The organism is Pseudomonas sp. MWU12-2020 (genome assembly GCF_023100605.1).
Lineage (GTDB): Bacteria > Pseudomonadota > Gammaproteobacteria > Pseudomonadales > Pseudomonadaceae > Aquipseudomonas > Aquipseudomonas fluorescens_H.
This window is the reverse complement of sequence record NZ_JALMEX010000007.1, coordinates 125,976-152,744: the sequence shown is the minus strand read 5'-3', so window position 1 is coordinate 152,744 and position 26,769 is coordinate 125,976. Positions and strand designations below refer to the sequence as shown.

Annotated in this window: 29 protein-coding genes; 16 read left to right on the top strand and 13 right to left on the bottom strand. The window is 60.2% G+C overall.

The annotated features are described in order from the left end of the window. Nucleotides 1-14 precede the first annotated feature (14 nt). From rapZ to M0814_RS17635, 9 genes are all read right to left on the bottom strand, one after another. Complete coding sequence (rapZ, locus tag M0814_RS17675; protein WP_103485942.1) at nt 15-872, bottom strand: RNase adapter RapZ; 858 nt, start codon at nt 870-872, stop codon at nt 15-17. A gap of 2 nt (nt 873-874) precedes the next feature. Beyond that, nucleotides 875-1,339, bottom strand: a complete 465-nt coding sequence (gene ptsN, locus M0814_RS17670) for a PTS IIA-like nitrogen regulatory protein PtsN (RefSeq protein WP_003221688.1) — start codon at nt 1,337-1,339, stop codon at nt 875-877. A 12-nt stretch (nt 1,340-1,351) separates the two neighbouring features. Next, nucleotides 1,352-1,660, bottom strand: a complete 309-nt coding sequence (gene raiA / locus M0814_RS17665; protein WP_003221690.1) for a ribosome-associated translation inhibitor RaiA — start codon at nt 1,658-1,660, stop codon at nt 1,352-1,354. 73 nt (nt 1,661-1,733) lie between these two features. Further along, nucleotides 1,734-3,227, bottom strand: a complete 1,494-nt coding sequence (locus M0814_RS17660) for an RNA polymerase factor sigma-54 (protein WP_045122294.1) — start codon at nt 3,225-3,227, stop codon at nt 1,734-1,736. Nucleotides 3,228-3,413: 186 nt separating this feature from the next. Beyond that, the gene (gene lptB / locus M0814_RS17655; protein WP_003221693.1) at nt 3,414-4,139 is read right to left on the bottom strand and encodes an LPS export ABC transporter ATP-binding protein; all 726 of its coding nucleotides are present in this window, start codon (nt 4,137-4,139) and stop codon (nt 3,414-3,416) included. Further along, a complete protein-coding gene (gene lptA / locus M0814_RS17650; protein WP_103485943.1) occupies nt 4,139-4,684 on the bottom strand; it encodes a lipopolysaccharide transport periplasmic protein LptA in 546 nt (181 codons plus the stop codon). The genes lptB and lptA overlap by 1 nt, the downstream gene beginning before the upstream one ends. Next, nucleotides 4,671-5,243 (bottom strand): LPS export ABC transporter periplasmic protein LptC, encoded by a 573-nt coding sequence (gene lptC, locus M0814_RS17645; RefSeq protein ID WP_103485944.1) that lies wholly within the window; start codon nt 5,241-5,243, stop codon nt 4,671-4,673. Before lptC ends, lptA begins: the two co-directional genes overlap by 14 nt. An 8-nt stretch (nt 5,244-5,251) precedes the next feature. Beyond that, nucleotides 5,252-5,776, bottom strand: coding sequence for an HAD family hydrolase (locus M0814_RS17640; protein WP_003221699.1), 525 nt, complete (start codon nt 5,774-5,776; stop codon nt 5,252-5,254). Continuing rightward, on the bottom strand, nt 5,776-6,750 hold the full coding sequence (locus M0814_RS17635) for a KpsF/GutQ family sugar-phosphate isomerase (protein WP_003221702.1): 975 nt from the start codon (nt 6,748-6,750) through the stop codon (nt 5,776-5,778). Before M0814_RS17635 ends, M0814_RS17640 begins: the two co-directional genes overlap by 1 nt. 275 nt (nt 6,751-7,025) lie before the next feature. On the opposite strand from M0814_RS17635, the gene M0814_RS17630 reads away from it, so the two are divergent. The 10 genes from M0814_RS17630 (at nt 7,026) to hisC (ending at nt 14,990) form a co-directional block, all read left to right on the top strand. Next, nucleotides 7,026-7,835: an ATP-binding cassette domain-containing protein gene (locus M0814_RS17630; RefSeq protein ID WP_003221703.1), complete on the top strand. Its 810-nt coding sequence runs from the start codon at nt 7,026-7,028 to the stop codon at nt 7,833-7,835. Next, a complete protein-coding gene (gene mlaE, locus M0814_RS17625; RefSeq protein WP_003221704.1) occupies nt 7,835-8,632 on the top strand; it encodes a lipid asymmetry maintenance ABC transporter permease subunit MlaE in 798 nt (265 codons plus the stop codon). Before M0814_RS17630 ends, mlaE begins: the two co-directional genes overlap by 1 nt. Next, nucleotides 8,632-9,099 (top strand): outer membrane lipid asymmetry maintenance protein MlaD, encoded by a 468-nt coding sequence (gene mlaD, locus M0814_RS17620; RefSeq protein ID WP_007967220.1) that lies wholly within the window; start codon nt 8,632-8,634, stop codon nt 9,097-9,099. The genes mlaE and mlaD overlap by 1 nt, the downstream gene beginning before the upstream one ends. A gap of 11 nt (nt 9,100-9,110) precedes the next feature. Continuing rightward, nucleotides 9,111-9,764: an ABC transporter substrate-binding protein gene (locus M0814_RS17615; RefSeq protein ID WP_103485945.1), complete on the top strand. Its 654-nt coding sequence runs from the start codon at nt 9,111-9,113 to the stop codon at nt 9,762-9,764. Next, entirely contained in the window at nt 9,761-10,066 is a 306-nt protein-coding gene (locus M0814_RS17610) for an STAS domain-containing protein (RefSeq protein ID WP_103485946.1), read from the top strand. Before M0814_RS17615 ends, M0814_RS17610 begins: the two co-directional genes overlap by 4 nt. 116 nt (nt 10,067-10,182) lie before the next feature. Then, nucleotides 10,183-10,422: a BolA family protein gene (locus M0814_RS17605; RefSeq protein WP_003221710.1), complete on the top strand. Its 240-nt coding sequence runs from the start codon at nt 10,183-10,185 to the stop codon at nt 10,420-10,422. Nucleotides 10,423-10,444: 22 nt separating this feature from the next. Beyond that, nucleotides 10,445-11,710 carry a UDP-N-acetylglucosamine 1-carboxyvinyltransferase gene (murA, locus tag M0814_RS17600; protein WP_045122295.1) on the top strand — a complete coding sequence of 422 codons (1,266 nt, stop codon included), beginning with the start codon at nt 10,445-10,447 and terminating at the stop codon, nt 11,708-11,710. 126 nt (nt 11,711-11,836) lie between these two features. Next, on the top strand, nt 11,837-12,472 hold the full coding sequence (hisG, locus tag M0814_RS17595; RefSeq protein WP_003221711.1) for an ATP phosphoribosyltransferase: 636 nt from the start codon (nt 11,837-11,839) through the stop codon (nt 12,470-12,472). A 125-nt stretch (nt 12,473-12,597) separates the two neighbouring features. Continuing rightward, on the top strand, nt 12,598-13,935 hold the full coding sequence (gene hisD, locus M0814_RS17590) for a histidinol dehydrogenase (RefSeq protein WP_003221712.1): 1,338 nt from the start codon (nt 12,598-12,600) through the stop codon (nt 13,933-13,935). Nucleotides 13,936-13,937: 2 nt separating this feature from the next. Continuing rightward, the gene (gene hisC, locus M0814_RS17585; RefSeq protein ID WP_103485947.1) at nt 13,938-14,990 is read left to right on the top strand and encodes a histidinol-phosphate transaminase; all 1,053 of its coding nucleotides are present in this window, start codon (nt 13,938-13,940) and stop codon (nt 14,988-14,990) included. Between the two features lie 123 nt (nt 14,991-15,113). On the opposite strand, the gene algW is transcribed toward hisC, so the two are convergent. Further along, a complete protein-coding gene (gene algW / locus M0814_RS17580; RefSeq protein ID WP_045122296.1) occupies nt 15,114-16,268 on the bottom strand; it encodes a Do family serine endopeptidase AlgW in 1,155 nt (384 codons plus the stop codon). A 103-nt stretch (nt 16,269-16,371) separates the two neighbouring features. On the opposite strand from algW, the gene M0814_RS17575 reads away from it, so the two are divergent. From M0814_RS17575 to cysN, 3 genes are all read left to right on the top strand, one after another. Then, complete coding sequence (locus M0814_RS17575) at nt 16,372-17,130, top strand: Nif3-like dinuclear metal center hexameric protein (protein ID WP_003221714.1); 759 nt, start codon at nt 16,372-16,374, stop codon at nt 17,128-17,130. 256 nt (nt 17,131-17,386) lie between these two features. Then, complete coding sequence (gene cysD / locus M0814_RS17570) at nt 17,387-18,304, top strand: sulfate adenylyltransferase subunit CysD (RefSeq protein WP_003221715.1); 918 nt, start codon at nt 17,387-17,389, stop codon at nt 18,302-18,304. A 9-nt stretch (nt 18,305-18,313) separates the two neighbouring features. Beyond that, on the top strand, nt 18,314-20,212 hold the full coding sequence (gene cysN, locus M0814_RS17565) for a sulfate adenylyltransferase subunit CysN (protein WP_003221716.1): 1,899 nt from the start codon (nt 18,314-18,316) through the stop codon (nt 20,210-20,212). A gap of 690 nt (nt 20,213-20,902) precedes the next feature. Here cysN and M0814_RS17560 read toward each other — a convergent pair. From M0814_RS17560 to M0814_RS17550, 3 genes are read right to left on the bottom strand one after another with little or no spacing between them, the layout of a single operon-like run. After that, a complete protein-coding gene (locus M0814_RS17560) occupies nt 20,903-21,808 on the bottom strand; it encodes an acyltransferase (protein WP_103486180.1) in 906 nt (301 codons plus the stop codon). Continuing rightward, the gene (pta, locus tag M0814_RS17555; RefSeq protein WP_003221718.1) at nt 21,809-23,908 is read right to left on the bottom strand and encodes a phosphate acetyltransferase; all 2,100 of its coding nucleotides are present in this window, start codon (nt 23,906-23,908) and stop codon (nt 21,809-21,811) included. A gap of 60 nt (nt 23,909-23,968) precedes the next feature. Beyond that, a complete protein-coding gene (locus tag M0814_RS17550) occupies nt 23,969-24,295 on the bottom strand; it encodes a DUF3565 domain-containing protein (RefSeq protein WP_103486182.1) in 327 nt (108 codons plus the stop codon). Between M0814_RS17550 and M0814_RS17545 the strand changes: the two genes are divergently transcribed. The 3 genes from M0814_RS17545 to M0814_RS17535 all read left to right on the top strand — a co-directional run bounded on the left by M0814_RS17545 (nt 24,264) and on the right by M0814_RS17535 (nt 26,601). Continuing rightward, on the top strand, nt 24,264-24,749 hold the full coding sequence (locus M0814_RS17545) for a peptidylprolyl isomerase (protein ID WP_003221719.1): 486 nt from the start codon (nt 24,264-24,266) through the stop codon (nt 24,747-24,749). The two genes, M0814_RS17550 and M0814_RS17545, sit on opposite strands and share 32 nt — an antisense overlap. Nucleotides 24,750-24,873: 124 nt before the next feature. After that, nucleotides 24,874-25,356 (top strand): glutathione peroxidase, encoded by a 483-nt coding sequence (locus tag M0814_RS17540; protein ID WP_103486179.1) that lies wholly within the window; start codon nt 24,874-24,876, stop codon nt 25,354-25,356. Between the two features lie 141 nt (nt 25,357-25,497). Then, the gene (locus M0814_RS17535; RefSeq protein WP_003221722.1) at nt 25,498-26,601 is read left to right on the top strand and encodes an NADH:flavin oxidoreductase; all 1,104 of its coding nucleotides are present in this window, start codon (nt 25,498-25,500) and stop codon (nt 26,599-26,601) included. Nucleotides 26,602-26,769: the final 168 nt, after the last annotated feature.

Here is a 26,769-nt window from a genome sequence, read left to right as displayed (position 1 = left end):
GCGGTGTGAATCCTTTAAGTGAGGTCGCGGTGGCGAACCTGGACGTTCTTCAGGGTTTTCTGCAGGGCCTGACCCAGGCGTTCGGTCAGGTAAACGGAGCGGTGATGCCCGCCAGTGCAGCCAATGGCAATGGTGACGTAGGCGCGGTTGCTCGCGGCAAAACGCGGCAGCCATTTATTCAGGTAGCCGTAGATGTCTTGAAACATCTCCTCAACCTCCGGCTGCGCCGCCAGATATTCGGCGACCGGTGCATCGAGACCGGATTGTGCGCGCAATTCAGGCTTCCAGTACGGATTGGGCAGGCAGCGCACGTCGAACACCAGATCCGCATCCACCGGCATGCCGCGCTTGAAGCCGAACGACTCGACCAGGAAGGCCGTGCCCGGCTCCGGCTGGTTCAGCAGGCGTAGCTTGATGGTGTCGCGCAACTGGTACAGGTTCAGATTGGTGGTGTTGACCTTGAGGTCGGCCAGGTCGGCAATCGGCCCGAGCAGGGCGGTCTCGTCGTTGATCGCTTCGGCCAGCGAGCGGTTGGCCGTGCTTAGCGGGTGACGACGGCGGGTTTCCGAAAAGCGCTTGAGCAGGGTTTCTTCGTCGGCATCCAGATACAGCACATCGCACTGGATGTGCCGGGCGCGGACTTCTTCCAGCAACTCGGGGAAACGCGACAGGTGGCTCGGCAGGTTGCGCGCATCAATCGACACAGCTACCAGCGGCTGCGCCAGTTCGGTGTGGATCAGCGCGCGTTCGGCCAGTTCCGGCAGCAGACCGGCCGGCAGGTTGTCGATGCAGTAGTAGCCGTTGTCCTCAAGGACATCCAGGGCAGTGCTTTTACCCGAGCCGGAGCGGCCGCTGACGATGATCAAGCGCATGATTAATGCCCGTTTTGCTCGCTCAGGACGACCTGATACAAGGCTTCGTTGCTCGGTGCGCTGCGCAGTTTTTCGCGCACTTCCTTGCGATCGAGCATGCTGGCGATCTGGCGCAGTAATTCCAGGTGGGCATCGGTGGCAGCTTCCGGGACCAGCAGGACAAACAGCAGGTCAACCGGCGCACCGTCGATGGCATCGAAATCGATAGGCGCATCAAGGTGCATCAAAGCGCTGACAGGCGCTTCACAGCCTTTGAGGCGACAGTGGGGAATGGCGATGCCGTTGCCGAAACCGGTGGAGCCGAGTTTCTCACGGGCGATCAGCGCCTCGAAGACATCTTGCATCTCCAGACCCGGCACTTCGCGGGCGATCAGGTTGGCAATCTGTTCGAGGGCTTTCTTTTTACTGCCGCCCGGCACGTTCACCAGGGAACGGCCGGGGGTCAGGATACTTTCAAGTCGGATCATGGGTTGGGGGTGTTAACGACCTGTCGCGCCCTGGAGGAGGCTCTGGGTCTTTTCCTTATGCTTTTTGAGTTGGCGATCCAGCTTGTCGGTCAGTGCGTCGATCGCAGCGTACATGTCGGTATCTTCTGCGTTGGCGACCACTTCGCTGCCGGGAATATGCAAGGTGGCTTCGATTTTCTGCTTCAGCTTTTCGACGCACATCGTGACCTGCACGTTGGTGATCTTGTCGAAATGGCGCTCCAGTCGTTGGAGTTTTTCCTCGATATAGGAACGCAGAGGTTGGGTCACTTCCAGTTGGTGTCCACTGATGTTGACTTGCATACAGCTTCTCCTTCGTTGCCAGTGCATAAAGCGGCAGGCCGAAGAGCCTGCCACTGGAACGCTGTAACGTGGCTTACATCAACCGCTTGCGTTCGCTCGAAGGCGCGATCCCGAGGGATTCGCGGTACTTGGCGACGGTGCGGCGAGCCACCTGAATGCCTTGTGCCTCCAGTAAACCAGCGATCTTGCTGTCACTCAACGGCTTTTTCTGATTTTCCGCCGCAACCAGTTTCTTGATGATCGCGCGAATCGCCGTGGACGAGCATTCGCCGCCTTCGGAGGTGCTGACGTGGCTGGAGAAAAAATATTTCAGTTCATAAATACCCCGTGGGGTATGCATGAATTTCTGGGTAGTGACGCGGGAAATCGTCGATTCGTGCATGCCGACCGCCTCGGCGATGTCGTGCAGGACCAACGGCTTCATGGCTTCGTCGCCGTACTCCAGGAAACCGCGCTGATGCTCGACGATCTGGGTCGCCACTTTCATCAGGGTTTCGTTGCGGCTTTGCAGGCTCTTGATGAACCAGCGCGCTTCCTGCAACTGATTGCGCATGAAGGTGTTGTCGGCGCTGGTATCGGCGCGACGGACGAAACCGGCGTACTGTGCGTTGACCCGCAGACGGGGCACCGACTCCTGATTCAGCTCGACCAGCCAGCGTTCGTTGTCCTTGCGCACAATGACGTCCGGCACCACGTACTCGGCTTCAGTCGATTCGATCTGCGAGCCCGGGCGCGGATTCAGACTCTGCACCAGTTCGATGACCTGACGCAGCTCGTCTTCCTTGAGCTTCATGCGCCGCATCAGCTGGCTGTAGTCGCGACTGCCGAGCAGATCGATGTAATCGCTGACCAGACGCTTGGCTTCGTTCAGCCACGGAGTCTTGGCCGGGAGCTGGCGCAGTTGCAGCAACAGGCATTCGCCAAGGTTGCGGGCGCCGATGCCGGCGGGTTCGAACTGCTGGATGCGGTGCAGGACGGCTTCGATTTCGTCCAGCTCGATGTCGAGTTCCGGATCAAAGGCGTCGAGAATTTCTTCGAGGGTTTCGTCGAGGTAGCCCTGATTGTTGATGCAATCGATCAGGGTCACGGCGATCAGGCGGTCGGTGTCGGACATCGGCGCCAGGTTCAATTGCCAGAGCAAATGGCTCTGCAGGCTTTCCCCGGCAGAGGTGCGGGTGGTGAAGTCCCACTCGTCGTCATCGCTGCTGGGCAGGCTGCTGGCGCTGGTCTGGTAGACATCTTCCCAGGCAGTGTCGACTGGCAGCTCGTTGGGAATGCGCTCGTTCCATTCACCTTCCTCCAGGTTGTCCACCGTCGGGGCGGTTTCCTGATATGACGGTTCCTGAATGTCGGTGTTGGGCTTTTGTTCGGCGTTGTCGGCCAAAGGATCGGAGTTGTCGAAGTCGTCGCCTTCTTCCTGGCGTTCGAGCATCGGATTGGATTCCAGGGCCTCCTGGATTTCCTGTTGCAGGTCCAGGGTCGACAATTGGAGCAGGCGGATGGCCTGTTGCAGCTGCGGTGTCATCGTCAGCTGCTGGCCCATTCTCAAGACTAGCGATGGTTTCATGGCAGGGGCTTAACACCTTATTCGCCGGCGCGCATGCGCCATCCACTACAGGGCGCCGAAGCGCCAAACTTAAGCAAATTATATGCCTGAAACTGTCGTGTTTGCCTAGAGCGCTGTAACAATAAAAGCGTATAAAAGCCTGCTTCATCGATACAGCACCCGGAGGCTGGCCAAGTGCCTTGGTGCTTACAGGCGGAACTCGTGGCCCAGATACACTTCCTTCACCAGATCGTTGGCAAGGATGGTCGCAGCATCGCCTTCGGCAATCAGTTGACCGTCGTTGACGATGTAGGCGGTTTCGCAGATATCCAGAGTCTCACGCACGTTGTGGTCGGTGATCAGAACACCGATGCCCTTGGCCTTGAGGTGGTGGATGATCTGCTTGATGTCGCCGACCGAGATCGGGTCGACACCGGCGAACGGTTCGTCGAGCAGGATGAATTTCGGTGCGGTCGCCAGTGCACGGGCGATTTCCACCCGACGGCGTTCACCACCGGACAGGCTCATGCCGAGGTTGTCGCGGATGTGGCTGATGTGGAATTCCTGCAGCAGGCTTTCCAGTTCCTTGCGACGACCGGCCTTGTCGAGTTCCGCGCGGGTTTCGAGGATGGCCATGATGTTATCGGCCACCGACAGTTTGCGGAAGATCGACGCTTCTTGCGGCAGATAGCCGATACCGGCCTTGGCGCGGCCGTGCATCGGCTGATGGCTGACGTCCAGATCATCGATCAACACGCGGCCCTGATCGGCCTGCACCAGGCCGACGATCATATAGAAGCAGGTCGTCTTGCCGGCGCCGTTCGGGCCGAGCAGGCCAACGATCTGGCCACTGTCGATCGACAGGCTGACGTCGCGCACAACCTGGCGGCTTTTATAGGCCTTGGCCAGGTGTTGAGCTTTCAGAGTTGCCATTACTGGGTTTTCTCGTCGGTTTTCTTCTTCGGCTGGATCACCATGTCGATGCGCGGACGCGCCTCGGTGACTTTACTGCCGGTAGCGCGGCCGGCGCTGGCCAGTTTTTTCACCGTGTCATAGACGATTTTTTCGCCCTGAGTGGTGTTGTTGTCCTTGTCGACAACCTTGGCCTTGTCGATCAGCACGACGCGGTTTTGCGCAGCGTGGTACTGGATCGTCACGCCCCAGCCCTGTACAGGCTTGGTGTCGCCCTGGGTTTGCAGTTGCTCGAAGTAGGCAAGGTTGCCCACCGAGGTCACCACGTCGATATCGCCGGTCGGGGTACGGGTGATGGTCACCGTATTACCCTTAACGATCATCGAACCCTGGGTAATGATCACGTCACCTTTATAGGTGGCGATGCCGTTCTTGTCGTCCAGTTGGGCGTCGTCGGCCTGAATGCGGATAGGTTGCTGCTGATCGTTCGGCAGAGCCCAGGCGCTCACGCTTCCCAGTGCTGCGCCCAGACTGAGCAAAATAGGGAGGGTTTTAACGAGCCTCATACTGTCCTCTTACGTTCGATAGCAGGTGTATCCTGCTTTCCTTCAAATACGCCTTCATTCCCACGCCAGTCGATACACCGCCAGCGCCGTCGATTCTAACGGGTTGCGCGGTCTGCGCATATTGCTGCTGCGGGAACACTGTCATGCGTGTGCTGGTGATCAAGGTGTCGCGGTTCTTTTCGTCAGTACGCTTGACGCGTACGGAATCGATCAGTTCGACCTCGGTGCCGCCCGAATTCACTTCACCGCGCTCGCTGGTCACGTGCCACGGAAACTCGGTGCCGCGGAACATGTTCAGGTCGGGTTTGGTGACAAGCGTCACATCCGTCGCTTTCAGGTGCTCGGCCTTGTCCGACGTCATCTCGTATTGCAGCTTGCCGTCCGGGAGGTACTGAAAGGTGTGTGTATTGGTGGCGTACCAGTCGATGGCAGTGTCTTCGGCCTTGGCTGCAGGCTTGTCGAGGAAGCGTTCCGGACTGATATTCCAGTAGCCGACCGCTGCAAACATGGCAGCGATACAGCCGAACAGCAGGAAGTTGCGAAATTTTTTGCTAAACATGATTTGGCTCACAGGTACGCGGCGTTGGCCGCATCGAGGCGGCCCTGGGCGCGCAGGATCAATTCGCAGAATTCGCGGGCGGCACCTTCGCCACCACGGGCCCGAGTGACGCCATGGGCGTGTTCGCGCACGAAATCGGCAGCATTGGCGACGGCCATGCCCAGGCCTACGCGGCGGATCACCGGCAGGTCAGGCAAGTCGTCACCGAGGTAGGCGACCTGTTCATAGCTTAGGCCCAGTTGCTGCAGAAGACCGTCCAGAACCACCAATTTGTCTTCGCGGCCCTGAAACAGATGCGGGATGCCGAGGTTCTTCGCCCGGCGCTCAACCACCGGCGTCTTGCGGCCACTGATGATGGCCGTCTCGACACCGGCATTCATCAGCATCTTGATGCCTTGGCCGTCGAGGGTGTTGAACGTCTTGAATTCGCTGCCGTCTTCAAGGAAGTACAGGCGCCCGTCGGTGAGGACGCCGTCGACGTCGAACACCGCCAGTTTGATCGCTTTGCCGCGTTGCAGCAGATCGCTTGTCATTACATCACTCCTGCACGCAGCAGATCGGAGAGGTTGAAGGCGCCAATCGGGCGATCTTCTTCGTCCACGACCACTAGTGCGTTGATTCGGTGGTCTTCCATGATTTTCAGCGCTTCGGCGGCGAGCATCTCGGGCCGTGCGGTCTTGCCGTGTGCGGTCATGACCTGGTCGATGGTGGCGCTGCGGATGTCGATGCTGCGATCCAGGGTGCGGCGCAGGTCGCCGTCGGTGAAGATCCCGGCCAGCTTGCCATCGGCTTCAAGGATGACGGTCATCCCCAGACCCTTGCGGGTCATTTCCATGAGCGCGTCCTTGAGCAGGGTGCCGCGTTGTACCTGCGGCAGCTCTTGCCCGGCGTGCATGACGTTTTCCACTTTCAACAGCAGGCGTCGACCCAGGGCACCGCCCGGGTGGGAAAAAGCAAAATCTTCGGCGGTGAAACCACGCGCTTCCAGCAGCGCCACGGCCAGGGCATCGCCCATGACCAGCGCAGCGGTGGTCGAGGAAGTCGGCGCCAGGTTCAGCGGGCAGGCTTCGTGCTCGACGTGAACATTGAGATTGACTTCGGCAGCCTTGGCCAGCGGCGACAGGGGATTGCCGGTCAGGCTGATCAACTGGATACCCAGGCGCTTGATCAGGGGCAGCAAGGTGACGATTTCGTTGGTCGAGCCGGAGTTGGAGAGGGCGAGAATCACGTCGTCGCGGGTGATCATGCCCATGTCGCCATGACTGGCTTCGGCCGGGTGGACGAAAAATGCCGGGGTGCCGGTGCTGGCCAGGGTCGCGGCAATCTTGTTGCCGACGTGCCCGGATTTGCCCATGCCGACCACGACCACACGGCCTTTGCTGGCCAGAATCATCTCGCAAGCGCGTACGAAATCGGCGTCGATATGGGGCAATAAGCCTTGTACGGCTTCCACTTCGAGGCGGATGGTGCGTTGTGCCGATTGAATCAGGTCGCTGGATTGGCTCATGTCAGAAATCGTATAGCCCGATGAAAAGGCGGCGATTATAGCGGTTATGTTGAAAAGCCTCACGCAAGTTCGTTGTGCTTTGTCATTCCTCGTAACCAAAACCCTGAAAAAGCGCGGCCGCGCCTGTCATATCGCTGAACACAGGGGGGCATGGGCCTTGGGCGCTTGGCCTTTGCAGTGATATAGTTCGCCGCCAGTTCGGCCTGCCCGGGAGGTATGTGCTTTCTGCGGAAAGCCAGGCGTCCGAGTGAGAGGCTGCATCGCAAGGAGTTTAGATGAGTGCCGATAACGCCTACGCGGTCGAGCTGAAGGGAGTCTCCTTCAAGCGCGGTGCGCGCAGCATTTTCAATAACGTCGATATTCGCATCCCGCGTGGCAAGGTTACCGGCATCATGGGACCTTCCGGGTGCGGCAAGACCACTTTGTTGCGCTTGATGGGTGCACAGTTGCGTCCTTCCAGCGGCGAAGTCTGGGTCAACGGCCAGAACCTGCCGACGCTGTCGCGCAGTGATCTGTTCGATGCGCGCAAGCACATGGGCGTGCTGTTTCAGAGCGGCGCGCTGTTTACCGATCTCGATGTCTTCGAGAACGTCGCTTTCCCCCTGCGCGTTCATACCCAATTGCCGGATGAAATGATCCGCGACATCGTTCTGCTCAAATTGCAGGCGGTCGGTCTGCGCGGCGCCATCGAGCTGATGCCCGACGAACTGTCCGGCGGCATGAAGCGTCGCGTGGCGCTGGCCCGGGCAATTGCGCTCGATCCGCAGATTCTAATGTACGACGAGCCTTTCGTCGGTCAGGACCCGATCGCCATGGGCGTGCTGGTACGCCTGATCCGTCTGCTCAACGATGCGCTGGGGATCACCAGTATCGTGGTCTCCCACGATCTGGCCGAAACCGCGAGCATCGCTGACTACATCTATGTAGTGGGTGATGGTCAGGTGCTGGGGCAGGGCACGCCGGACGAGTTGATGAATTCGGATGAGCCGCGTATTCGCCAGTTCATGACCGGCAACCCCGATGGCCCGGTGCCGTATCATTTTCCAGCGACGGATTACCGCGCAGATCTTCTGGGGAAGCGCTGATGCGCAGAATTTCATTAATAGAACGCGTACGCCGTTTCGGCGAGGCGGCGATCGACGCCGTTGCGGTGTTTGGGCGTGCGACCCTGTTCCTGTTCCACGCCCTGCTCGGTCGTGGCGGCATCAGCGGCGGTTTTGGCCTGTTGGTCAAGCAGCTGCATTCGGTTGGCGTGATGTCGCTGGTGATCATCGTCGTGTCCGGGATTTTCATCGGCATGGTGCTGGCGCTGCAGGGCTTCAGTATTCTGTCGAGCTACGGTTCGGAGCAGGCGGTGGGGCAGATGGTGGCCCTGACGTTGCTGCGTGAACTGGGGCCAGTCGTGACGGCGTTGCTGTTTGCCGGGCGTGCCGGTTCGGCGCTGACCGCAGAAATTGGCAACATGAAGTCCACCGAACAGCTTTCCAGCCTGGAAATGATCGGTGTCGATCCGCTCAAATACATTATTGCCCCGCGTCTGTGGGCCGGTTTCATTTCCCTGCCGGTGCTGGCGATGATTTTCAGCGTGGTGGGAATCTGGGGCGGTTCGTGGGTGGCTGTCGACTGGCTTGGCGTGTATGAAGGCTCCTACTGGGCGAACATGCAGAACAGCGTGAACTTCACCAGCGATGTGCTCAACGGCGTCATCAAAAGTATCGTTTTCGCCTTCGTCGTGACCTGGATCGCCGTATTCCAAGGCTATGACTGTGAGCCCACTTCCGAGGGCATCAGTCGCGCCACCACCAAGACCGTGGTATTCGCCTCGCTGGCGGTACTGGGCCTGGACTTTATTCTGACCGCTTTGATGTTTGGAGATTTCTGATGCAAAACCGCACCCTGGAAATCGGTGTCGGCCTGTTCCTGCTGGCAGGGATCCTGGCCTTGTTGCTGCTTGCCCTGCGGGTCAGTGGCCTGTCTCCGACTTCGACCACCGACACCTATAAACTGTATGCCTACTTCGACAATATCGCCGGTTTGACGGTCAGAGCCAAAGTGACCATGGCCGGTGTGACCATCGGCAAGGTCACGGCCATCGATCTGGATCGCGACAGCTTCACCGGGCGGGTAACCCTGCAAGTGGATAAAAAGGTCGACAACCTGCCGACCGACTCCACAGCGTCTATCCTGACCGCTGGCCTGTTGGGCGAGAAGTACATCGGTATCAGCGTGGGCGGGGAAGACACCCGTCTGAAGGATGGTGGAACCATCCACGACACGCAGTCGTCTCTGGTACTGGAAGACCTGATCGGTAAATTCCTGCTCAATACCGTTAGCAAAGACGCCAAATGAGGAGCTTTTGAATGATCTCTACCTTGCGACGTGGCCTGTTGGTGTTGCTCGCGACACTGCCACTGCTGGCTAACGCTGCGCCTGGACAGTCGGCGCACGATCTGGTTCAGGACACCACGAGCCGGATGCTGGCCGACCTGTCGGCCAATAAAGAGAAGTACAAGAAGGATCCGCAGGACTTCTACACGGCGCTGAACACCATTGTCGGTCCCGTGGTGGATGCCGAGGGCATTTCCAAGAGCATCATGACCGTCAAGTATTCGCGCAAGGCCACGCCTGCGCAGATGCAGACGTTCCAGGAAAACTTCAAGCGCGGTCTGTTCCAGTTCTATGGCAACGCTTTGCTCGAGTACAACAACCAGGGCATTACCGTTGATCCTGCCAAGGATGAGTCCGGCGATCGCACCAGCGTCGGCATGACCGTCAAGGGCAACAACGGCGCGGTCTATCCAGTGCAATACACGCTGGAGAAGATCAACGGCGAGTGGAAGCTGCGCAACGTGATCATCAACGGCATCAACATTGGCAAGCTGTTCCGTGACCAGTTCGCCGATGCGATGCAGCGCAATGGCAACGATCTGGACAAGACCATCAATGGTTGGGCCGGTGAAGTGGCCAAGGCCAAGGAAGAAACCGACAAAGCTGCCGCGAAGCCAGCGCAATGAGTGAGGCGGCAATACGTATGAGTGACGTCGACGAGCTATTGCTCAGCGGAATACTGGATTACCGCACAGGTCCCGACCTGCGCAAGGAAGGCCAGGCGCTGATCAAGTCCAGCAAGGCGACGTCGCTGGTCATCGATTGCTCGGCAGTGAAGAAGTCCAGCAGCGTCGGCTTGTCCCTGCTGCTGTGCTTCATGCGCGATGCCCAGGCGGCCGGCAAGGTTGTCAGCATCCGCGCGATGCCGGAAGACATGCGCGAAATCGCTCAGGTCAGTGAGCTGACCGAGTTGCTGGCGCACCCCTGAACCCGCATCGATAAAAAAGCCCCCCGTCAGAGTCCTGCCAATGCGGGGTTCGCAGGCGCGGGGCTTTTTTGTATGATGTCCGACCCGTGCGCACAGGGCGCCGATTGAGGTTGAGCATGCAGGCCGTAGAAGTGAAGAGCTTCCTTGAAGGGAAGCTGCCAGGAACGCAGGTGGAAGTTGAAGGCGAAGGCTGCAACTTTCAGCTGAACGTGATTAGCGATGAACTGGCGGCGTTAAGCCCGGTCAAGCGTCAGCAGAGCATCTATGCCCATTTGAACCCGTGGATCGCCGATGGCAGCATCCATGCGGTCACTATGAAATTTTTCAGCCGCGCGGCCTGGGCCGAGCGCACCTGAGCCCAAGGGCGTCGAGATTCTTATGGATAAATTGATTATTACCGGTGGCGTTCGTCTTGATGGCGAAATCCGTATCTCCGGGGCGAAGAACTCCGCCCTGCCGATTCTGGCTGCCACCCTGCTGTGCGATGGCCCGGTGACCGTTGGCAACCTGCCGCACCTGCACGACATCACCACCATGATCGAGCTGTTCGGTCGCATGGGCATCGAGCCTGTAATCGACGAGAAACTCAGCGTCGAAATCGATCCACGCACCATCAAGACCCTGATCGCACCGTACGAACTGGTGAAAACCATGCGTGCCTCGATCCTGGTACTGGGCCCGATGGTTGCGCGTTTCGGCGAAGCCGAAGTCGCCCTGCCTGGCGGTTGCGCCATCGGTTCGCGTCCGGTCGACCTGCACATCCGTGGCCTCGAAGCCATGGGCGCGGTGATCGACGTCGAAGGCGGCTACATCAAGGCCAAGGCGCCTGAAGGCGGCCTGCGCGGCGCCAGCTTCTTCTTCGATACCGTCAGTGTGACCGGTACCGAAAACATCATGATGGCAGCTGCCCTGGCCAAGGGCCGCAGCGTCCTGCAGAACGCCGCGCGCGAGCCTGAAGTGGTTGACCTGGCGAACTTCCTCAACGCCATGGGCGCCAAGGTTTCCGGCGCCGGCACCGACACCATCACCATCGATGGCGTCGAGCGTCTGGGTTCGTGCTTCTACAAGGTCATGCCTGACCGTATCGAAACCGGCACCTACCTGGTGGCCGCTGCGGTCACCGGTGGCCGCGTGAAGGTCAAGGACACCGATCCGACCATCCTCGAAGCCGTTCTGGAAAAGCTCCGTGAAGCCGGCGCTGAAGTCACCAGCGGTGAAGACTGGATCGAGCTGAACATGCACGGCAAGCGCCCGAAAGCGGTCAACGTGCGCACCGCGCCGTACCCGGCGTTCCCGACCGACATGCAGGCACAGTTCATCTCGCTCAACGCCATTGCCGAAGGCACCGGCGCAGTGATCGAGACGATCTTCGAAAACCGTTTCATGCACGTTTACGAACTGCACCGCATGGGCGCCAAGATCCAGGTCGAAGGCAACACTGCGATCGTCACCGGTACTGAAGTCCTGAAGGGCGCGCCAGTGATGGCCACCGACCTGCGTGCTTCGGCCAGCCTGGTGATCTCGGCACTGGTGGCCGAAGGCGACACCCTGATCGACCGCATCTACCACATCGACCGTGGTTACGAGTGCATCGAAGAAAAACTGCAGATGCTGGGCGCCAAGATCCGTCGCGTTCCGGGCTAGTAGCTGCACTGGGCACAGGGAAGTGTCCACTGAATTCGTTTCGAGTCGAGCCGGTATCCGGCTCGATGTGTGTCCGGCGCCGATTGCGACCGGACATGAGTACCTTGATAAGGACTGACGTTTCCCATGTTGACCATCGCACTGTCCAAGGGCCGCATCCTTGACGACACCCTGCCGCTTCTCGCTGAAGCGGGCATCGTGCCGACCGAGAATCCGGACAAGAGCCGCAAGCTGATCATCCCTACCACTCAGGATGACGTACGTCTGTTGATCGTGCGTGCCACCGACGTGCCGACCTATGTCGAGCATGGCGCAGCCGACCTCGGCGTCGCCGGTAAAGACGTGTTGATGGAATACACCGGCCAGGGCCTGTACGAGCCGCTGGATCTGCAGATTGCCCAGTGCAAGCTGATGACCGCCGGCAAGATCGGCGCGGCCGAGCCCAAGGGCCGTTTACGCGTGGCGACCAAGTTCGTCAACGTCGCCAAGCGTTACTACGCCGAGCAGGGCCGTCAGGTCGACATCATCAAGCTCTACGGCTCGATGGAACTGGCGCCGCTGATCGGCCTGGCCGACAAGATCATCGACGTGGTCGACACCGGTAACACCCTGCGCGCCAACGGCCTGGAACCTCAGGAACTGATCGCCACGATCAGCTCGCGCCTGGTGGTCAACAAGGCTTCGATGAAAATGCAACACGCCCGAATCCAGGCGTTGATCGATACCCTGCGCAAGGCAGTGGAATCGCGACACCGCGGCTGATGTACCTGCGCGACCTTGAGTCGCGCCCGTCTATCCGCCTCATAGCCAGAATCTCAGGTGCCCAAGCGGAAACGACTGCTAAGTTAGGGCGCCTGAGTTTTTGCCATTCCTATGAGGCTCTCGCTATGACCGCACCGACTGCAATTCGCCGACTCAACGCTGCTGACCCGGATTTCGCGCATCATCTGGATCATCTGCTGAGCTGGGAAAGTGTGTCTGACGACTCGGTCAATCAGCGCGTGCTGGACATCATCAAGGCTGTGCGCGAGCGTGGTGACGCGGCTTTGGTCGAGTTCACCCAGAAGTTCGACGGCCTCGAAGTGGCGTCGATGGCTGACCTGATCCTGCCGCGCGAGCGTCTGGAACTGGCCCTGACTCGCATCACCGTGGCACAGCGCGAGGCGCTGGAAAAAGCCGCGGCGCGGGTGCGCAGCTATCACGAAAAACAGAAACAGGATTCCTGGAGCTACACCGAGGCCGACGGCACTGTGCTCGGGCAGAAGGTCACGCCGCTGGATCGCGCCGGCCTGTATGTGCCAGGCGGCAAGGCGTCGTACCCGTCTTCGGTGTTGATGAACGCGATTCCGGCCAAGGTCGCTGGCGTGACCGAAGTGGTCATGGTCGTGCCGACCCCGCGCGGTGAAATCAATGAGCTGGTGCTGGCGGCGGCCTGCATTGCCGGCGTTGACCGGGTGTTCACCATCGGCGGCGCGCAAGCGGTTGCCGCGTTGGCTTACGGCACCGAAAGCGTGCCGCAGGTGGACAAGGTGGTCGGCCCGGGCAATATCTATGTCGCCACCGCCAAGCGTCACGTTTTCGGTCAGGTCGGCATCGACATGATCGCCGGCCCGTCGGAAATCCTCGTGGTCTGCGATGGCCAGACCGATCCGGACTGGATCGCCATGGACCTGTTCTCCCAGGCCGAACACGACGAAGACGCCCAGGCGATTCTGGTCAGCCCCGACGCCGAGTTCCTCGACAAGGTCGCCGCCAGCATCGACAAGTTGCTGCCGACCATGGACCGCGCAACCATCATCGAAACCTCGATCAATGGCCGTGGTGCGCTGATCCACGTGCGTGACATGGCGCAAGCCATCGAAGTCGCCAACCGCATCGCCCCGGAACACCTGGAGCTGTCGGTCGCCGACCCGCAAGCGTGGTTGCCGCAGATCCGTCACGCCGGCGCGATCTTCATGGGCCGCCACACCTCCGAGGCACTGGGCGACTACTGCGCCGGCCCGAACCACGTGCTGCCGACCTCCGGCACTGCGCGGTTCTCCTCGCCACTGGGTGTGTACGACTTCCAGAAACGTTCGTCGATCATCTTCTGCTCCGAGGCCGGCGCTTCCGAGCTGGGCAAGACCGCTTCGGTGCTGGCGCGCGGCGAATCCCTCAGCGCGCACGCACGCAGCGCCGAATATCGCATTAAAGATGCAGACTTTCTGCAAGGGCAGGGGGAGTGAGCATGAGTAAATTCTGGAGCCCGTTCGTCAAGGATCTGGTGCCGTATGTGCCGGGCGAACAGCCGAAGCTGACCAAACTGGTCAAGCTCAATACCAACGAAAACCCCTACGGCCCGTCGCCCAAAGCACTGGCAGCGATGCAGACCGAGCTCAACGACAACCTGCGCCTGTACCCGGACCCGAACAGCGATCTGCTGAAAACCGCTGTCGCCCACTACTACGGCGTGCAGAGCAATCAGGTGTTCCTCGGCAACGGTTCGGACGAAGTGCTGGCGCACATCTTCCACGGTCTGCTGCAACACGAGCAGCCGCTGCTGTTCCCGGACATCAGCTACAGCTTCTATCCGGTGTATTGCGGTCTGTACGGCATCCAGTTCGATGCCGTGCCGCTGGACGCGCAGTTCCAGATCAACCCGGCGGACTACGCCAAACCGAACGGCGGGATCATTTTCCCCAATCCGAACGCACCGACCGGTTGCCTGCTGGCACTGGAAGCGGTCGAGCAGATTCTCCAGGCCAGTCCGGATTCGGTGGTGGTCGTGGATGAGGCGTACATCGACTTCGGCGGCGAAACCGCGATCAGCCTGGTGGATCGTTACCCGAACCTGCTGGTGACCCAGACGCTGTCCAAGTCGCGCTCGCTGGCAGGGCTGCGCGTTGGTCTGGCGGTGGGTCATCCGGATCTGATCGAAGCGCTGGAGCGAATCAAGAACAGCTTCAACTCCTATCCGCTGGATCGCCTGGCGATTGTCGGTGCGGCGGCGGCGTTCGAGGATCGCGAGTATTTCGACAAGACCTGCCGTCTGGTCATCGAAAGTCGTGAGTGGGTCATCGCGCAGTTGCAGGCCAAAGGCTTTGAAGTGCTGCCGTCGGCGGCGAACTTCATCTTCGCCCGTCACCCGCAACACGATGCAGCAGGACTGGCAGCCAAACTGCGCGAGCAGGGTGTGATCGTGCGTCACTTCAAGCAGGAGCGGATTGCCCAGTTCCTGCGGATTTCGATCGGTACGCCGGAGCAGAACCAGGCGCTGATCGACGGCCTCGGCGACCTCTGAAAGCACTGCTGAACCTGTGGGAGCGAGCCTGCTCGCGAAAGCGGTTGGTCATTCAACATCATGGTTGACTGTGACGACCTCTTCGCGAGCAGGCTCGCTCCCACATTGATTTGTACTGGCGGCTTACTCTTCTTCTTTGACCGGCGCCGGCGGCGGACGCAGGCCGATTTCAGCGGTCAGCTTCAGTTCCTTGCCGTTGCGCATGACCTGGATGGTCACCTTGTCGGTCGGCTTGATCCGCGCCACCTGGTTCATTGACTTGCGGCCATCACCGGCCGGTTCGCCGTCGATACTCAGAATCACGTCACCCAGTTGCAGGCCGGCCTTCTGTGCCGGGCCATCGCGGAAGATCCCCGCCACGACAATTCCCGGACGCCCGGACAGGCCAAACGACTCGGCCAGTTCCTGGGTCAGCGGCTGCACTTCAATACCGAGCCAGCCACGAATCACCTGACCGTGCTCGATGATCGACTTCATCACTTCCATCGCCAGTTTCACCGGGATCGCAAAACCGATGCCCTGCGAGCCGCCGGACTTGGAGAAGATCGCGGTGTTGATCCCGGTGAGGTTGCCGTTGGCATCGACCAGTGCGCCGCCGGAGTTGCCCGGGTTGATCGCCGCGTCGGTCTGGATGAAGTCTTCGTAGTTGTTCAGGCCCAGCTGGTTGCGCCCGGTGGCGCTGATGATGCCCATGGTCACGGTCTGGCCGACGCCGAACGGGTTGCCGATGGCCAGCGCGACGTCGCCGATGCGAATACTGTCGGAGCGGCCGACGGTGATTGCCGGCAGGTTTTTCAAGTCGATCTTCAGTACCGCGAGGTCGGTTTCCGGGTCGCTGCCGATGACGCGGGCGAGGGTTTCACGACCGTCCTTGAGCGCCACCACGATCTGGTCGGCGCCCGTCGTCACGTGGTTGTTGGTCAGAATGTAGCCTTCCGGGCTCATGATCACGCCGGAGCCGAGGCTCGATTCCATGCGTTTCTGCTTCGGCGAGTTGTCACCGAAGAAACGCCGGAACTGCGGATCCTCAAACAGCGGATGCGCCGGTTTGGCGATGACCTTGGTGGTGTAGAGGTTGACCACCGACGGTGCGGCGATGACCACTGCGTCCGCATAGGACACCGGCCCCTGCTGCACGCTGGTGGTTTGCGGGGCCTGTTGCAGGTTGACGTCGAGGCTCGGAAGCCCGACCCACTGCGGGTAACGTTGAATAATCAACAGAGCGATAAGCACACCGGCCAACAGCGGCCAGCCGAAAAAACGCAGCGCCTTGAGCATTAAGCACGTCCTGGAAAAGTTGCAGGCGGGGTCAGACCGCCCATAATGTCGCGCATTATACGAGGCCGCGCGTGCCTCTGAACGGGATATTTAGGAGTCTTTCATGGCCGTCGCCCTCAGCACCCTGGTCGAAGAAGCCGACCGTTACCTCGGCAGTGCGAAAATCGCCGATTACTGCCCCAACGGCCTGCAGGTCGAAGGCCGTCCGCAGGTGATGCGTATCGTCAGCGGCGTGACTGCCAGTCAGGCGTTGCTCGATGCCGCGGTGGAAGCCGAGGCCGATCTGGTGCTGGTGCATCACGGCTATTTCTGGAAGGGCGAGAACCCGTGCATCACCGGCATGAAGCAGCGGCGCCTGAAGACGCTGCTCAAGCACGACATCAGTCTGCTCGCCTATCACCTGCCGCTGGACCTGCATCCGGAAGTCGGCAACAACGTGCAACTGGCGCGGCAGTTGGACATCACCGTCGAAGGGCCGCTGGACCCGGACAATCTGAAGATTGTCGGGCTGGTTGGCTCGTTGAATGAGCCGATGACCCCGCGTGATTTCGCGCGCAAGGTTCAAGAGGTCATGGGCCGCGAACCGCTGCTGGTCGAAGGCAGTGCGATGATCCGCCGGGTTGGCTGGTGCACCGGTGGCGGGCAGGGCTATATCGACCAGGGCGTGGCGGCGGGTGTTGATCTGTTCCTCAGTGGTGAAGCCTCCGAGCAGACCTTCCACAGCGCTCGGGAAAACGACATCAGCTTTATCGCCGCCGGCCACCATGCCACCGAGCGTTATGGCGTGCAGGCGCTGGGCGATTATCTGGCGAAGCGTTTTGCCCTTGAACACATCTTCATCGACTGCCCGAACCCGATCTGAGACTAAACATCTGTCCAGTGTGGGAGGGGGCTTGCTCCCGAAAGCGGTGTGTCATTCAACAATGATTTTGACTGATCCTCCGCCTTCGCGAGCAAGCCCGCTCCCACAGGAACAGCGTTTCACGGCCGAACTGGTGGGCATATTCATATGCCCTTTCGATCTAGTAGGCGTCCTGATTAGAAGAGGTCGCTGTGCTAGGATTCCCCGCTCGAACACGGCCCGCTGGCCGTTCATAAGAAAGCTTTCGTGAGTAGCCATGGTCGACAAACTGACGCATCTGAAACAGCTGGAGGCGGAAAGCATCCACATCATCCGCGAGGTGGCCGCCGAGTTCGACAACCCGGTGATGCTGTACTCCATCGGTAAAGACTCCGCCGTGATGCTGCATCTGGCACGCAAGGCGTTCTTCCCGGGCAAACTGCCGTTTCCGGTGATGCACGTCGACACTCGCTGGAAATTCCAGGAGATGTACAAGTTCCGCGACAAGATGGTCGAAGAGCTGGGCCTGGACCTGATCACTCACATCAACCCCGATGGCGTGGCGCAGAACATCAACCCGTTCACCCACGGCAGCGCCAAGCACACCGACATCATGAAGACCGAGGGCCTGAAACAGGCACTCGACAAGCATGGTTTCGACGCCGCGTTCGGCGGTGCCCGTCGCGATGAGGAGAAGTCCCGCGCCAAGGAGCGTGTGTACTCGTTCCGCGACAGCAAGCATCGCTGGGACCCGAAGAATCAGCGTCCGGAGCTGTGGAACGTCTACAACGGCAAGGTCAACAAGGGCGAATCCATTCGTGTATTCCCGTTGTCGAACTGGACCGAACTGGACATCTGGCAGTACATCTACCTCGAAGGCATCCCGATCGTGCCGCTGTACTTCGCCGCCGAGCGTGAAGTGATCGAGAAGAACGGCACGCTGATCATGATCGACGACGACCGTATCCTCGAACACCTGTCCGACGAGGACAAGGCACGCATCGTCAAAAAGAAAGTGCGTTTCCGTACCCTTGGCTGCTACCCGTTGACGGGCGCGGTGGAGTCCGAGGCTGAAACCCTCACGGACATCATTCAGGAAATGCTCCTGACGCGAACTTCCGAGCGCCAGGGCCGGGTCATCGACCACGATGGCGCAGGCTCGATGGAAGACAAGAAACGTCAGGGTTATTTCTAAGGGGTTGTCATGTCGCACCAATCTGATTTGATCAGCGAGGACATCCTCGCCTACCTGGGCCAGCACGAGCGTAAAGAGCTGCTGCGCTTTTTGACCTGCGGTAATGTCGATGACGGCAAGAGCACCCTGATCGGGCGCCTGCTGCACGACTCCAAGATGATCTACGAAGATCACCTGGAAGCCATCACCCGCGATTCGAAGAAAGTCGGCACCACCGGTGACGACATCGACCTGGCATTGCTGGTCGACGGCCTGCAGGCCGAGCGTGAACAGGGCATCACCATCGATGTTGCCTACCGCTATTTTTCCACCGCCAAACGCAAATTCATCATCGCCGACACCCCTGGCCATGAGCAGTACACCCGCAACATGGCCACCGGTGCGTCCACCTGTGACCTGGCGATCATCCTGGTCGACGCCCGTTACGGCGTGCAGACCCAGACCCGTCGCCACAGCTTCATCGCCTCGTTGCTCGGCATCAAGCACATCGTCGTCGCCATCAACAAGATGGACCTGAAAGACTTCGATGAAGGCGTGTTCGAGTCGATCAAGGCCGACTACCTGAAGTTCGCCGAAGGCTTGAAGATGAAGCCGACCAGCATGCACTTCGTGCCGATGTCTGCCCTCAAGGGCGACAACGTGGTGAACAAGTCCGAGCGCTCGCCTTGGTACAAAGGCCAGTCGCTGATGGAAATCCTCGAGACCGTGGAAGTGGCGGGCGACCGCAACTTCACCGATCTGCGTTTCCCGGTGCAGTACGTCAACCGTCCGAACCTGAACTTCCGCGGTTTCGCTGGCACCCTCGCCAGCGGCATCGTGCACAAGGGCGACGAAGTGGTGGTTCTGCCGTCGGGCAAGAGCAGCCGCGTCAAATCCATCGTCACCTTCGAAGGTGAGCTGGAGCAGGCCGGCCCGGGTCAAGCGGTGACGCTGACCATGGAAGACGAAATCGACATCTCCCGCGGCGACCTGCTGGTGCATGCCGACAACGTGCCGCCGGTCACCGACAGCTTCGAAGCGATGCTGGTGTGGATGGCTGAAGAGCCGATGCTGCCGGGCAAGAAATACGACATCAAACGTGCGACCAGTTATGTGCCGGGCTCGATCGCCAGCATCGTCAACAAGGTCGACGTGAACACCCTCGAAGAAGGCCCGGCGAGCGCGTTGCAGCTCAACGAAATCGGCAAGGTGAAGATCGCGCTCGACGCGCCGATCGCCCTCGACGGTTACGACAGCAACCGCACCACTGGCGCGTTCATCGTCATCGATCGTCTGACCAATGGCACCGTCGGCGCCGGCATGATCATCGCTCAGCCAGTGGCTCACGGGACTGCCTCGCACCACGGCAAACTGGCTCACGTTGCCACTGAGGAACGTGCCCAGCGCTTCGGCCAGCAGCCGGCTACCGTGTTGTTCAGCGGCCTGTCGGGCGCGGGCAAGAGCACGCTGGCCTATGCGGTCGAGCGCAAGCTGTTCGACATGGGCCGTGCGGTGTTTGTGCTGGATGGTCAGAATCTGCGTCACGACCTGAACAAGGGGCTGCCGCAGGATCGTGCTGGCCGTACTGAGAACTGGCGGCGTGCTGCGCATGTGGCGCGTCAGTTCAACGAGGCTGGTCTGTTGACCCTGGCGGCGTTTGTTGCGCCGAGTGCTGAAGGTCGCGAACAGGCCAAGGATCTGATCGGTAAGGAGCGTCTGCTGACGGTTTATGTGCAGGCTTCGCCGGCGGTGTGTGCCGAGCGTGATCCGCAGGGCTTGTATGCTGCGGGTGGCGATAATATTCCGGGTGAGTCGTTCCCATATGACGTGCCGCTGAATGCTGATCTGGTGATCGACACGCAGTCGCTGTCGTTGGAAGAAAGCGTTAAGCAAGTGCTGGATCTGCTGCGTCAGCGTGGCGCGATTTAAGCGTTAGCTGGAAATGAAGAGCCCGTGGATGAGTGATCATCGGCGGGCTTTTTTATTGGGGGGTATTTGGTTTTTGGCGGTGGCGGCCTTTGGGCCGACCATGCTCTTGGGTTTTGGGGGTATATCCGTTGCTGCGGTAACGGCTGCTTGGGGTTCCGCCCTTACGGCGGGTCACTTTTTCCAGACGCCGAAAAAGTAACCAAAAAGGCTTGCTCCTGCGTTCGGCCCGCTCGCTGGGGCTCGGGGTGCCTTCGCTGCGGGATTGATCCGGGCGCAGCGCCTACGGTTTGCTTCGCTGCACCTCCTCTCGCTGTGTTTGGCTGCGCCAAACGGTCGCTGCGCTCCCACCCCCGGATCAATCCCTCCGCTCAGCCTTCCGACGTCGCCTGTGGATCAAGATCAAGATCAAGAGCGACAGCCGAGCTTGCGCTCATCCTGGAGTGGGGCGGCATGCGCCGCGTGCGGGTTGTACTTATCTTCCCTGTAGGAGCTGCCGCAGGCTGCGATCTTTTGATCTTGATTTTGTGGGAGCTGGCTTGCCAGCGATGGCGGCCTGACAGCCGACCAGTCTCCAACTGACCACACCCGATCCAACTGTAGGAGTGAGCCTGCTCGCGATAGCGGTGTGTCATTCAACATTGGGAGTGGCTGATCCACCGCTATCGCGAGCAGGCTCACTCCTACAGGGGATTAGCGTTTGCCTGCGAATTCTCGGTGCATCTGTTCCAGCAGCGCATCCTTGTCCTGCCACAGCTGGTTGATCCAGCCCTGGAATTGCAGGCGATATTCGCCGTCCTGGTCGTAGTTCTTGCCGATGAATGCCGGGGGGATTTTCAGTTCTTCAAAGTGCACCACCACGTCGCGCACGTTGCCGCACAGCAGATCCCAGAAACCCGGGCGCCCGCCCGGGTAGTGAATGGTCACGTTGACGATCGACTCCAACTGTTCGCCCATGGCATCGAGCACAAACGCGATGCCGCCGGCCTTGGGTTTGAGCAGGTATTTGAACGGTGACTGCTGTTGCGCATGTTTGCCTTCGGTGAAGCGTGTGCCTTCGACGAAGTTGAAAATCCCCACCGGGTTGTTGCGGAATTTCGCGCAGGTCTTGCGCGTGGTTTCGAGGTCTTTGCCTTTCTTTTCCGGGTGCTTTTCCAGGTAGGCCTTGGAGTAGCGCTTCATGAACGGGAAGCCCAGCGCCCACCACGCCAGACCGATCACCGGGACCCAGATCAGCTCCTGCTTGAGGAAGAATTTCAGTGGCTGGATACGGCGGTTGAGTACGTATTGCAGCACCAGGATGTCGACCCAGCTCTGGTGGTTGCTGGTGATCAGGTACGAGTGTTGGTAGTCCAGACCTTGCAGGCCGCTGATGTGCCAGCGCGTGCGGCGCACCAGGTTCATCCAGGCTTTGTTGTTGCTGATCCACGCTTCGTGGGTGTGGCTCATCAGCCACAGTGAGGCGCGGCGGGCGAGGTCGAAGGGCAGCACTTTGATCAGCGCCACGCAGAACAGGAACGAGCACAGCAGAATCGTATTGAGCGCCAACAGCAGCGCGGCGATCAAGCCGCGAATCGGGGCGGGCAGGAAGTCCAGCATTTACACATCCATAGGTCGGTTGGCGGCTTGGATCGCGGTCAGGGCGATGGTGTAGACGATGTCGTCGACCTGCGCGCCGCGCGGCAGATCGTTCACCGGTTTGCGCAGGCCTTGCAGCATCGGGCCGAGGCTGACGCAGTCGGCGCTGCGCTGCACGGCTTTGTGGGTGGTGTTGCCGGTGTTCAGGTCGGGGAACACGAACACCGTGGCGCGACCGGCCACCTGGCTGTTCGGTGCCAGTTGCCGGGCGACGTCTGCGTTGGCAGCGGCGTCGTATTGCAGCGGGCCGTCGATCAGCAGCGAATGCTGTTGCTCGTGGGCGAGCAGGGTGGCTTCGCGGACTTTCTCGACTTCTTCGCCGCTGGCCGATTCGCCGCTGGAGTAACTGATCATCGCCACGCGCGGGGTGATGCCGAATGCGGCAGCCGAGTCGGCGCTTTGCAGGGCGATCTCGGCCAGTTCTGTTGCGCTCGGGTGCGGGTTCATCACGCAGTCGCCGTAGACCAGCACTTCTTCGGGGAACAGCATGAAGAACACCGACGACACCAGCGTGCAGCCCGGTGCGGTCTTGATCAGTTGCAGGGCCGGGCGGATGGTGTTGGCGGTGGTGTTGATCACGCCCGAGACCAGACCGTCGACCTCATCCAGCGCGAGCATCATGGTGCCGATCACCACGGTGTCTTCCAGTTGCTGTTCGGCCATCGGTGCGTTGAGACTTTTGCTTTTGCGCAGGGCGACCATCGGCTCGATGTAGCGCTCGCGGATCAGATCCGGATCGAGAATCTCCAGCCCCGGCGGCAACTCGATACCTTGCGCGCGGGCCACCGCCTCGACGTCCTCGGGTTTGGCCAGCAACACGCAACGGGCGATGCCGCGCTCCTGGCAGATTGCTGCCGCTTGCACGGTGAGCGGCTCGCTGCCTTCGGGCAGGACGATACGTTTGTTCGCCGACTGCGCCCGTTGAATCAGTTGATAGCGGAATACCGCGGGTGACAGGCGCATTTCCCGCGGCGTGCCGCAGCGTTGATGCAGCCACTTGGCGTCGAGGTGGCTGGCGACGAAGTCGGTGATGATCTCCGCGCGCTCGCGGTCATCAATGGGGATTTCCTTGTTCAGGCCATTGAGCAGGTTGGCGGTGTCGTAGGAGCCGGTGCTCACCGACAACACTGGCAGACCGGCCTGCAACGCGCCACGGCACAAGTCCATGATGCGCGGATCGGGCAGGGTGTCGCTGGTCAGCAACAGCCCGGCCAACGGTACGCCGTTCAACGCCGCGAGGCTGACCGCGAGAATGATGTCGTCGCGGTCACCCGGGGTCACCACCAGCACGCCGGGTTTGAGCAGTTCCACGGTGTTGCGCATGGTACGGGCGCAGATGATGATTTTGGTCATGCGCCGGGTTTCGTAATCGCCGGCGTTGAGCACCTGCGCGCCCATCAGGTCGGCGACGTCACGGGTGCGCGGTGCGTTGAGTTCGGGCTGGAACGGAATGCAGCCGAGCAGGCGGAAATCACCGCTGCGCAACAGCGGCGAATGCTCCTTCAGACGTGTGGCGAAGGCGTCCATGCTTTCATCGGTCTTGACCTTGTTGAGGATCACGCCGAGGACTTTCGGGTCTTTCGGGCCGCCGAACAGCTGCGCCTGCAATTCGACGCGGCCGGAGAGTTCGGCGAGCACTTCGTTTTCCGGCGCCGAGACCAGAATCACCTCGGCATCCAGGCTCTTGGCCAGGTGCAGGTTGACCCGCGCTGCGTAACTGGCGCTGCGGGTCGGTACCATGCCTTCGACCACCAGCACGTCTTTACCGATGGCGGCTTGCTGATAAAGGGCGATGATTTCTTCGAGCAACTCATCGAGCTGGCCGTCGCCGAGCATCCGCTCGACGTGGGCCAGGCCCAGTGGCTGCGGCGGTTTCAGGCCGTGGGTGCGCGCCACCAGTTCGGTGGAACGCTCAGGGCCGGTATCGCCCGGATGCGGCTGGGCAATCGGTTTGAAGAAGCCGACTTTCAGACCGGCCCGCTCCAGGGTACGCACCAGCCCGAGGCTGATGGAGGTCAGACCCACGCCAAAATCGGTGGGCGCGATAAAAAAAGTTTGCATGCGGATTCTCTAAGGGTGCATGGCAATGGTGGCGATCTATACGTGACCGCCTACCGCAATTCAGTCGCCAAGGTTATCGCTAACCGAGCCTTGTGCGCACCAACCGCAGGCAAAGGGTTGGCCTATTTTTTCAATACGTTGCGCCGGATCGAGAACCCAGGCTCGTGATTGCCACGGCGGCTGGTGACGCAGGTGCTGGGTGTGGCCACAGGAAAGCTCGGCCACCCAGTGACCGTCTTCATCCTGATGGAAGCCGGTGAGCGTCGAATCCCGTTTGTCCGGGTTGTGTTCGCTTTCGCGCGATTGCTTCGCTAAACTTGGCCTTTCTATATTCTTATGCAAAAGGTCTCGCCCCATGCTGATCGCCGCCAATAAGGCTGTCTCCATCGACTATACCCTGACCAACGACGCTGGTGAGGTCATCGACAGCTCCGCCGGCGGCGCTCCGCTGGTCTACCTGCAAGGCGCAGGCAACATCATCCCGGGCCTGGAAAAAGCTCTGGAAGGCAAAGCTGTTGGTGACGAGCTGGAAGTTTCCGTTGAGCCGGAAGACGCTTACGGCGAATACGCTGCTGAACTGGTCAGCACCCTGAGCCGCAGCATGTTCGAAGGCGTTGACGAGCTGGAAGTCGGCATGCAGTTCCACGCTTCGGCGCCGGACGGCCAGATGCAGATCGTGACCATCCGTGACCTGGACGGCGACGACGTCACCGTCGACGGTAACCACCCACTGGCCGGTCAGCGCCTGAACTTCAAAGTGAAGGTTGTTGCCGTTCGTGATGCCAGCCAGGAAGAAGTCGCTCATGGCCACGTCCATGGCGAAGGTGGCCATCACCACTGATTTTCTGCGCTAAGCTTCGAGTACTGGAGAGGCGCCTGCGGGCGCCTTTTTAGTCCGCGGCTGTCCTTGGTGGCCTCGCCAAGTGGCTGTTTCGAGTAGAACACGGGAATCCCTGGAGTACGTCATGAGTGCTTTTCACGACCTTAAGTTGACAGCCCTGGATGGTCAGGAGCTACCGCTGGCGCCTTTCAAGGGCCGAGTCGTGCTGGTGGTCAACGTCGCCTCCAAATGCGGCTTGACCCCACAGTACGCGGCACTGGAAAACCTCTATCAGCAATTCAAAGACAAAGGCTTCAGTGTGCTGGGCCTGCCGTGCAATCAGTTTGCCGGTCAGGAGCCAGGTACCGAACAGCAAATCCAGGAGTTCTGCAGCCTGAACTATGGTGTGACGTTTCCGTTGTCGAGCAAGCTTGAAGTCAACGGCCATGATCGTCATCAGCTGTACCGCTTGCTGGCGGGCGAGGGCGCAGAGTTTCCGGGGGATATCACCTGGAACTTCGAGAAATTCCTGCTCGGCAAGGATGGCCGGGTATTGGCGCGATTCTCGCCGCGCACGCCGCCGGATGATCCGACCATTGTCCACGCGATTGAAAAAGCGCTGGGCTGAAACACAAAAATCGCAGCCATCGAGCTGCGATTTTTTTTGCCTGACTTTTGACCCTTAATCATTCAGATCAATAGTGCTGTTCAAAGGCGCTGACTGTTCATATTATCGCCGTCATAAAGTCATTACCTGTGGAGCCTTCCAATGCCGGTTCAAGCCCTGTTCAAACCGTTCCACCTCGGTGCCCTCGAACTGCCGACCCGTGTGGTCATGGCGCCGATGACCCGCTCGTTTTCCCCAGGTGGCGTGCCTAATTCCAAAGTGATCGAGTACTACCGTCGCCGCGCTGCGGCCGGTGTTGGTCTGATCATCACCGAAGGCACCACCGTCGGTCACAAGGCTTCCAACGGTTACCCGAATGTGCCGCAGTTCTTCGGCGAAGCGCCACTGGCCGGCTGGAAGAAGGTGGTTGATGCGGTACACGCTGAGGGCGGCAAGATCGTTCCGCAACTGTGGCATGTCGGCAGCGTGCGCCGCATCGGCACCGAGCCGGACGCCAGCGTCCCGGCTTACGGCCCGACGGAAAAACTCAAGGATGGTCAGGTCGTGGTGCACGGCATGACCAAACAGGACATTCAAGACGTGATCGGTGCTTTCGCCCAAGCGGCGAAGGATGCGCAAAGCATCGGCATGGACGGCGTGGAAATCCACGGCGCCCACGGCTATCTGATCGACCAGTTCTTCTGGGAAGGCAGCAACCAGCGCACCGATGAATACGGCGGCAGCCTGGCCAACCGTTCGCGGTTCGCCATCGAGTTGATTCAAGCGGTGCGCGCGGCAGTCGGTGAAGGCTTCCCGATCATCTTCCGTTTTTCGCAGTGGAAGCAGCAGGATTACACCGCGCGTCTGGTGCAGACCCCGGAGGCGCTGGGCGAATTCCTCAAGCCGTTGGCCGACGCTGGGGTGGACATTTTCCACTGCTCGACGCGGCGTTTTTGGGAGCCTGAATTTGATGGTTCCGAGCTGAACCTGGCGGGCTGGACGCGCAAGCTGACCGGCAAACCGACCATCACCGTGGGCAGCGTCGGTCTGGACGGCGAGTTCCTGCAGTTCATGGTCAACACCGATAAAGTCGCGCAACCGGCGAGCCTGGAGAAACTGCTGGAGCGTCTGAACAACGACGAATTCGATCTGGTGGCGGTAGGCCGTGCGCTGCTGGTGGATCCGGACTGGGCGCTGAAAGTCCGTGAAGGGCGTGAGCAGGATATTCTGCCGTTCAGCCGTGAGGCGTTGATGACCCTGGTTTAAGCGTCGCCATTACCGACCCCTTCGCGAGCAAGCCCGCTCCCACATTTTGAAATGCATTCCAAATGTGGGAGCGGGCTTGCTCGCGAAGAGGGCATCAGAGTCGACGATATCTAAGGCAATGCCTGCGCATTCGGCACCACCTGCTCCCACATTTTGAAATGCATTCCA

Bases quoted from the DNA above. Each gene is read 5' to 3' on its own strand.
- rapZ (WP_103485942.1), bottom strand. From the start codon at position 872: ATGCGCTTGATCATCGTCAGCGGCCGCTCCGGCTCGGGTAAAAGCACT.
- ptsN (WP_003221688.1), bottom strand. From the start codon at position 1,339: ATGATCCGACTTGAAAGTATCCTGACCCCCGGCCGTTCCCTGGTGAAC.
- raiA (WP_003221690.1), bottom strand. From the start codon at position 1,660: ATGCAAGTCAACATCAGTGGACACCAACTGGAAGTGACCCAACCTCTG.
- M0814_RS17660 (WP_045122294.1), bottom strand. From the start codon at position 3,227: ATGAAACCATCGCTAGTCTTGAGAATGGGCCAGCAGCTGACGATGACA.
- lptB (WP_003221693.1), bottom strand. From the start codon at position 4,139: ATGGCAACTCTGAAAGCTCAACACCTGGCCAAGGCCTATAAAAGCCGC.
- lptA (WP_103485943.1), bottom strand. From the start codon at position 4,684: ATGAGGCTCGTTAAAACCCTCCCTATTTTGCTCAGTCTGGGCGCAGCA.
- lptC (WP_103485944.1), bottom strand. From the start codon at position 5,243: ATGTTTAGCAAAAAATTTCGCAACTTCCTGCTGTTCGGCTGTATCGCT.
- M0814_RS17640 (WP_003221699.1), bottom strand. From the start codon at position 5,776: ATGACAAGCGATCTGCTGCAACGCGGCAAAGCGATCAAACTGGCGGTG.
- M0814_RS17635 (WP_003221702.1), bottom strand. From the start codon at position 6,750: ATGAGCCAATCCAGCGACCTGATTCAATCGGCACAACGCACCATCCGC.
- M0814_RS17630 (WP_003221703.1), top strand. From the start codon at position 7,026: ATGAGTGCCGATAACGCCTACGCGGTCGAGCTGAAGGGAGTCTCCTTC.
- mlaE (WP_003221704.1), top strand. From the start codon at position 7,835: ATGCGCAGAATTTCATTAATAGAACGCGTACGCCGTTTCGGCGAGGCG.
- mlaD (WP_007967220.1), top strand. From the start codon at position 8,632: ATGCAAAACCGCACCCTGGAAATCGGTGTCGGCCTGTTCCTGCTGGCA.
- M0814_RS17615 (WP_103485945.1), top strand. From the start codon at position 9,111: ATGATCTCTACCTTGCGACGTGGCCTGTTGGTGTTGCTCGCGACACTG.
- M0814_RS17610 (WP_103485946.1), top strand. From the start codon at position 9,761: ATGAGTGAGGCGGCAATACGTATGAGTGACGTCGACGAGCTATTGCTC.
- M0814_RS17605 (WP_003221710.1), top strand. From the start codon at position 10,183: ATGCAGGCCGTAGAAGTGAAGAGCTTCCTTGAAGGGAAGCTGCCAGGA.
- murA (WP_045122295.1), top strand. From the start codon at position 10,445: ATGGATAAATTGATTATTACCGGTGGCGTTCGTCTTGATGGCGAAATC.
- hisG (WP_003221711.1), top strand. From the start codon at position 11,837: ATGTTGACCATCGCACTGTCCAAGGGCCGCATCCTTGACGACACCCTG.
- hisD (WP_003221712.1), top strand. From the start codon at position 12,598: ATGACCGCACCGACTGCAATTCGCCGACTCAACGCTGCTGACCCGGAT.
- hisC (WP_103485947.1), top strand. From the start codon at position 13,938: ATGAGTAAATTCTGGAGCCCGTTCGTCAAGGATCTGGTGCCGTATGTG.
- algW (WP_045122296.1), bottom strand. From the start codon at position 16,268: ATGCTCAAGGCGCTGCGTTTTTTCGGCTGGCCGCTGTTGGCCGGTGTG.
- M0814_RS17575 (WP_003221714.1), top strand. From the start codon at position 16,372: ATGGCCGTCGCCCTCAGCACCCTGGTCGAAGAAGCCGACCGTTACCTC.
- cysD (WP_003221715.1), top strand. From the start codon at position 17,387: ATGGTCGACAAACTGACGCATCTGAAACAGCTGGAGGCGGAAAGCATC.
- cysN (WP_003221716.1), top strand. From the start codon at position 18,314: ATGTCGCACCAATCTGATTTGATCAGCGAGGACATCCTCGCCTACCTG.
- M0814_RS17560 (WP_103486180.1), bottom strand. From the start codon at position 21,808: ATGCTGGACTTCCTGCCCGCCCCGATTCGCGGCTTGATCGCCGCGCTG.
- pta (WP_003221718.1), bottom strand. From the start codon at position 23,908: ATGCAAACTTTTTTTATCGCGCCCACCGATTTTGGCGTGGGTCTGACC.
- M0814_RS17545 (WP_003221719.1), top strand. From the start codon at position 24,264: ATGCTGATCGCCGCCAATAAGGCTGTCTCCATCGACTATACCCTGACC.
- M0814_RS17550 (WP_103486182.1), bottom strand. From the start codon at position 24,295: ATGGAGACAGCCTTATTGGCGGCGATCAGCATGGGGCGAGACCTTTTG.
- M0814_RS17540 (WP_103486179.1), top strand. From the start codon at position 24,874: ATGAGTGCTTTTCACGACCTTAAGTTGACAGCCCTGGATGGTCAGGAG.
- M0814_RS17535 (WP_003221722.1), top strand. From the start codon at position 25,498: ATGCCGGTTCAAGCCCTGTTCAAACCGTTCCACCTCGGTGCCCTCGAA.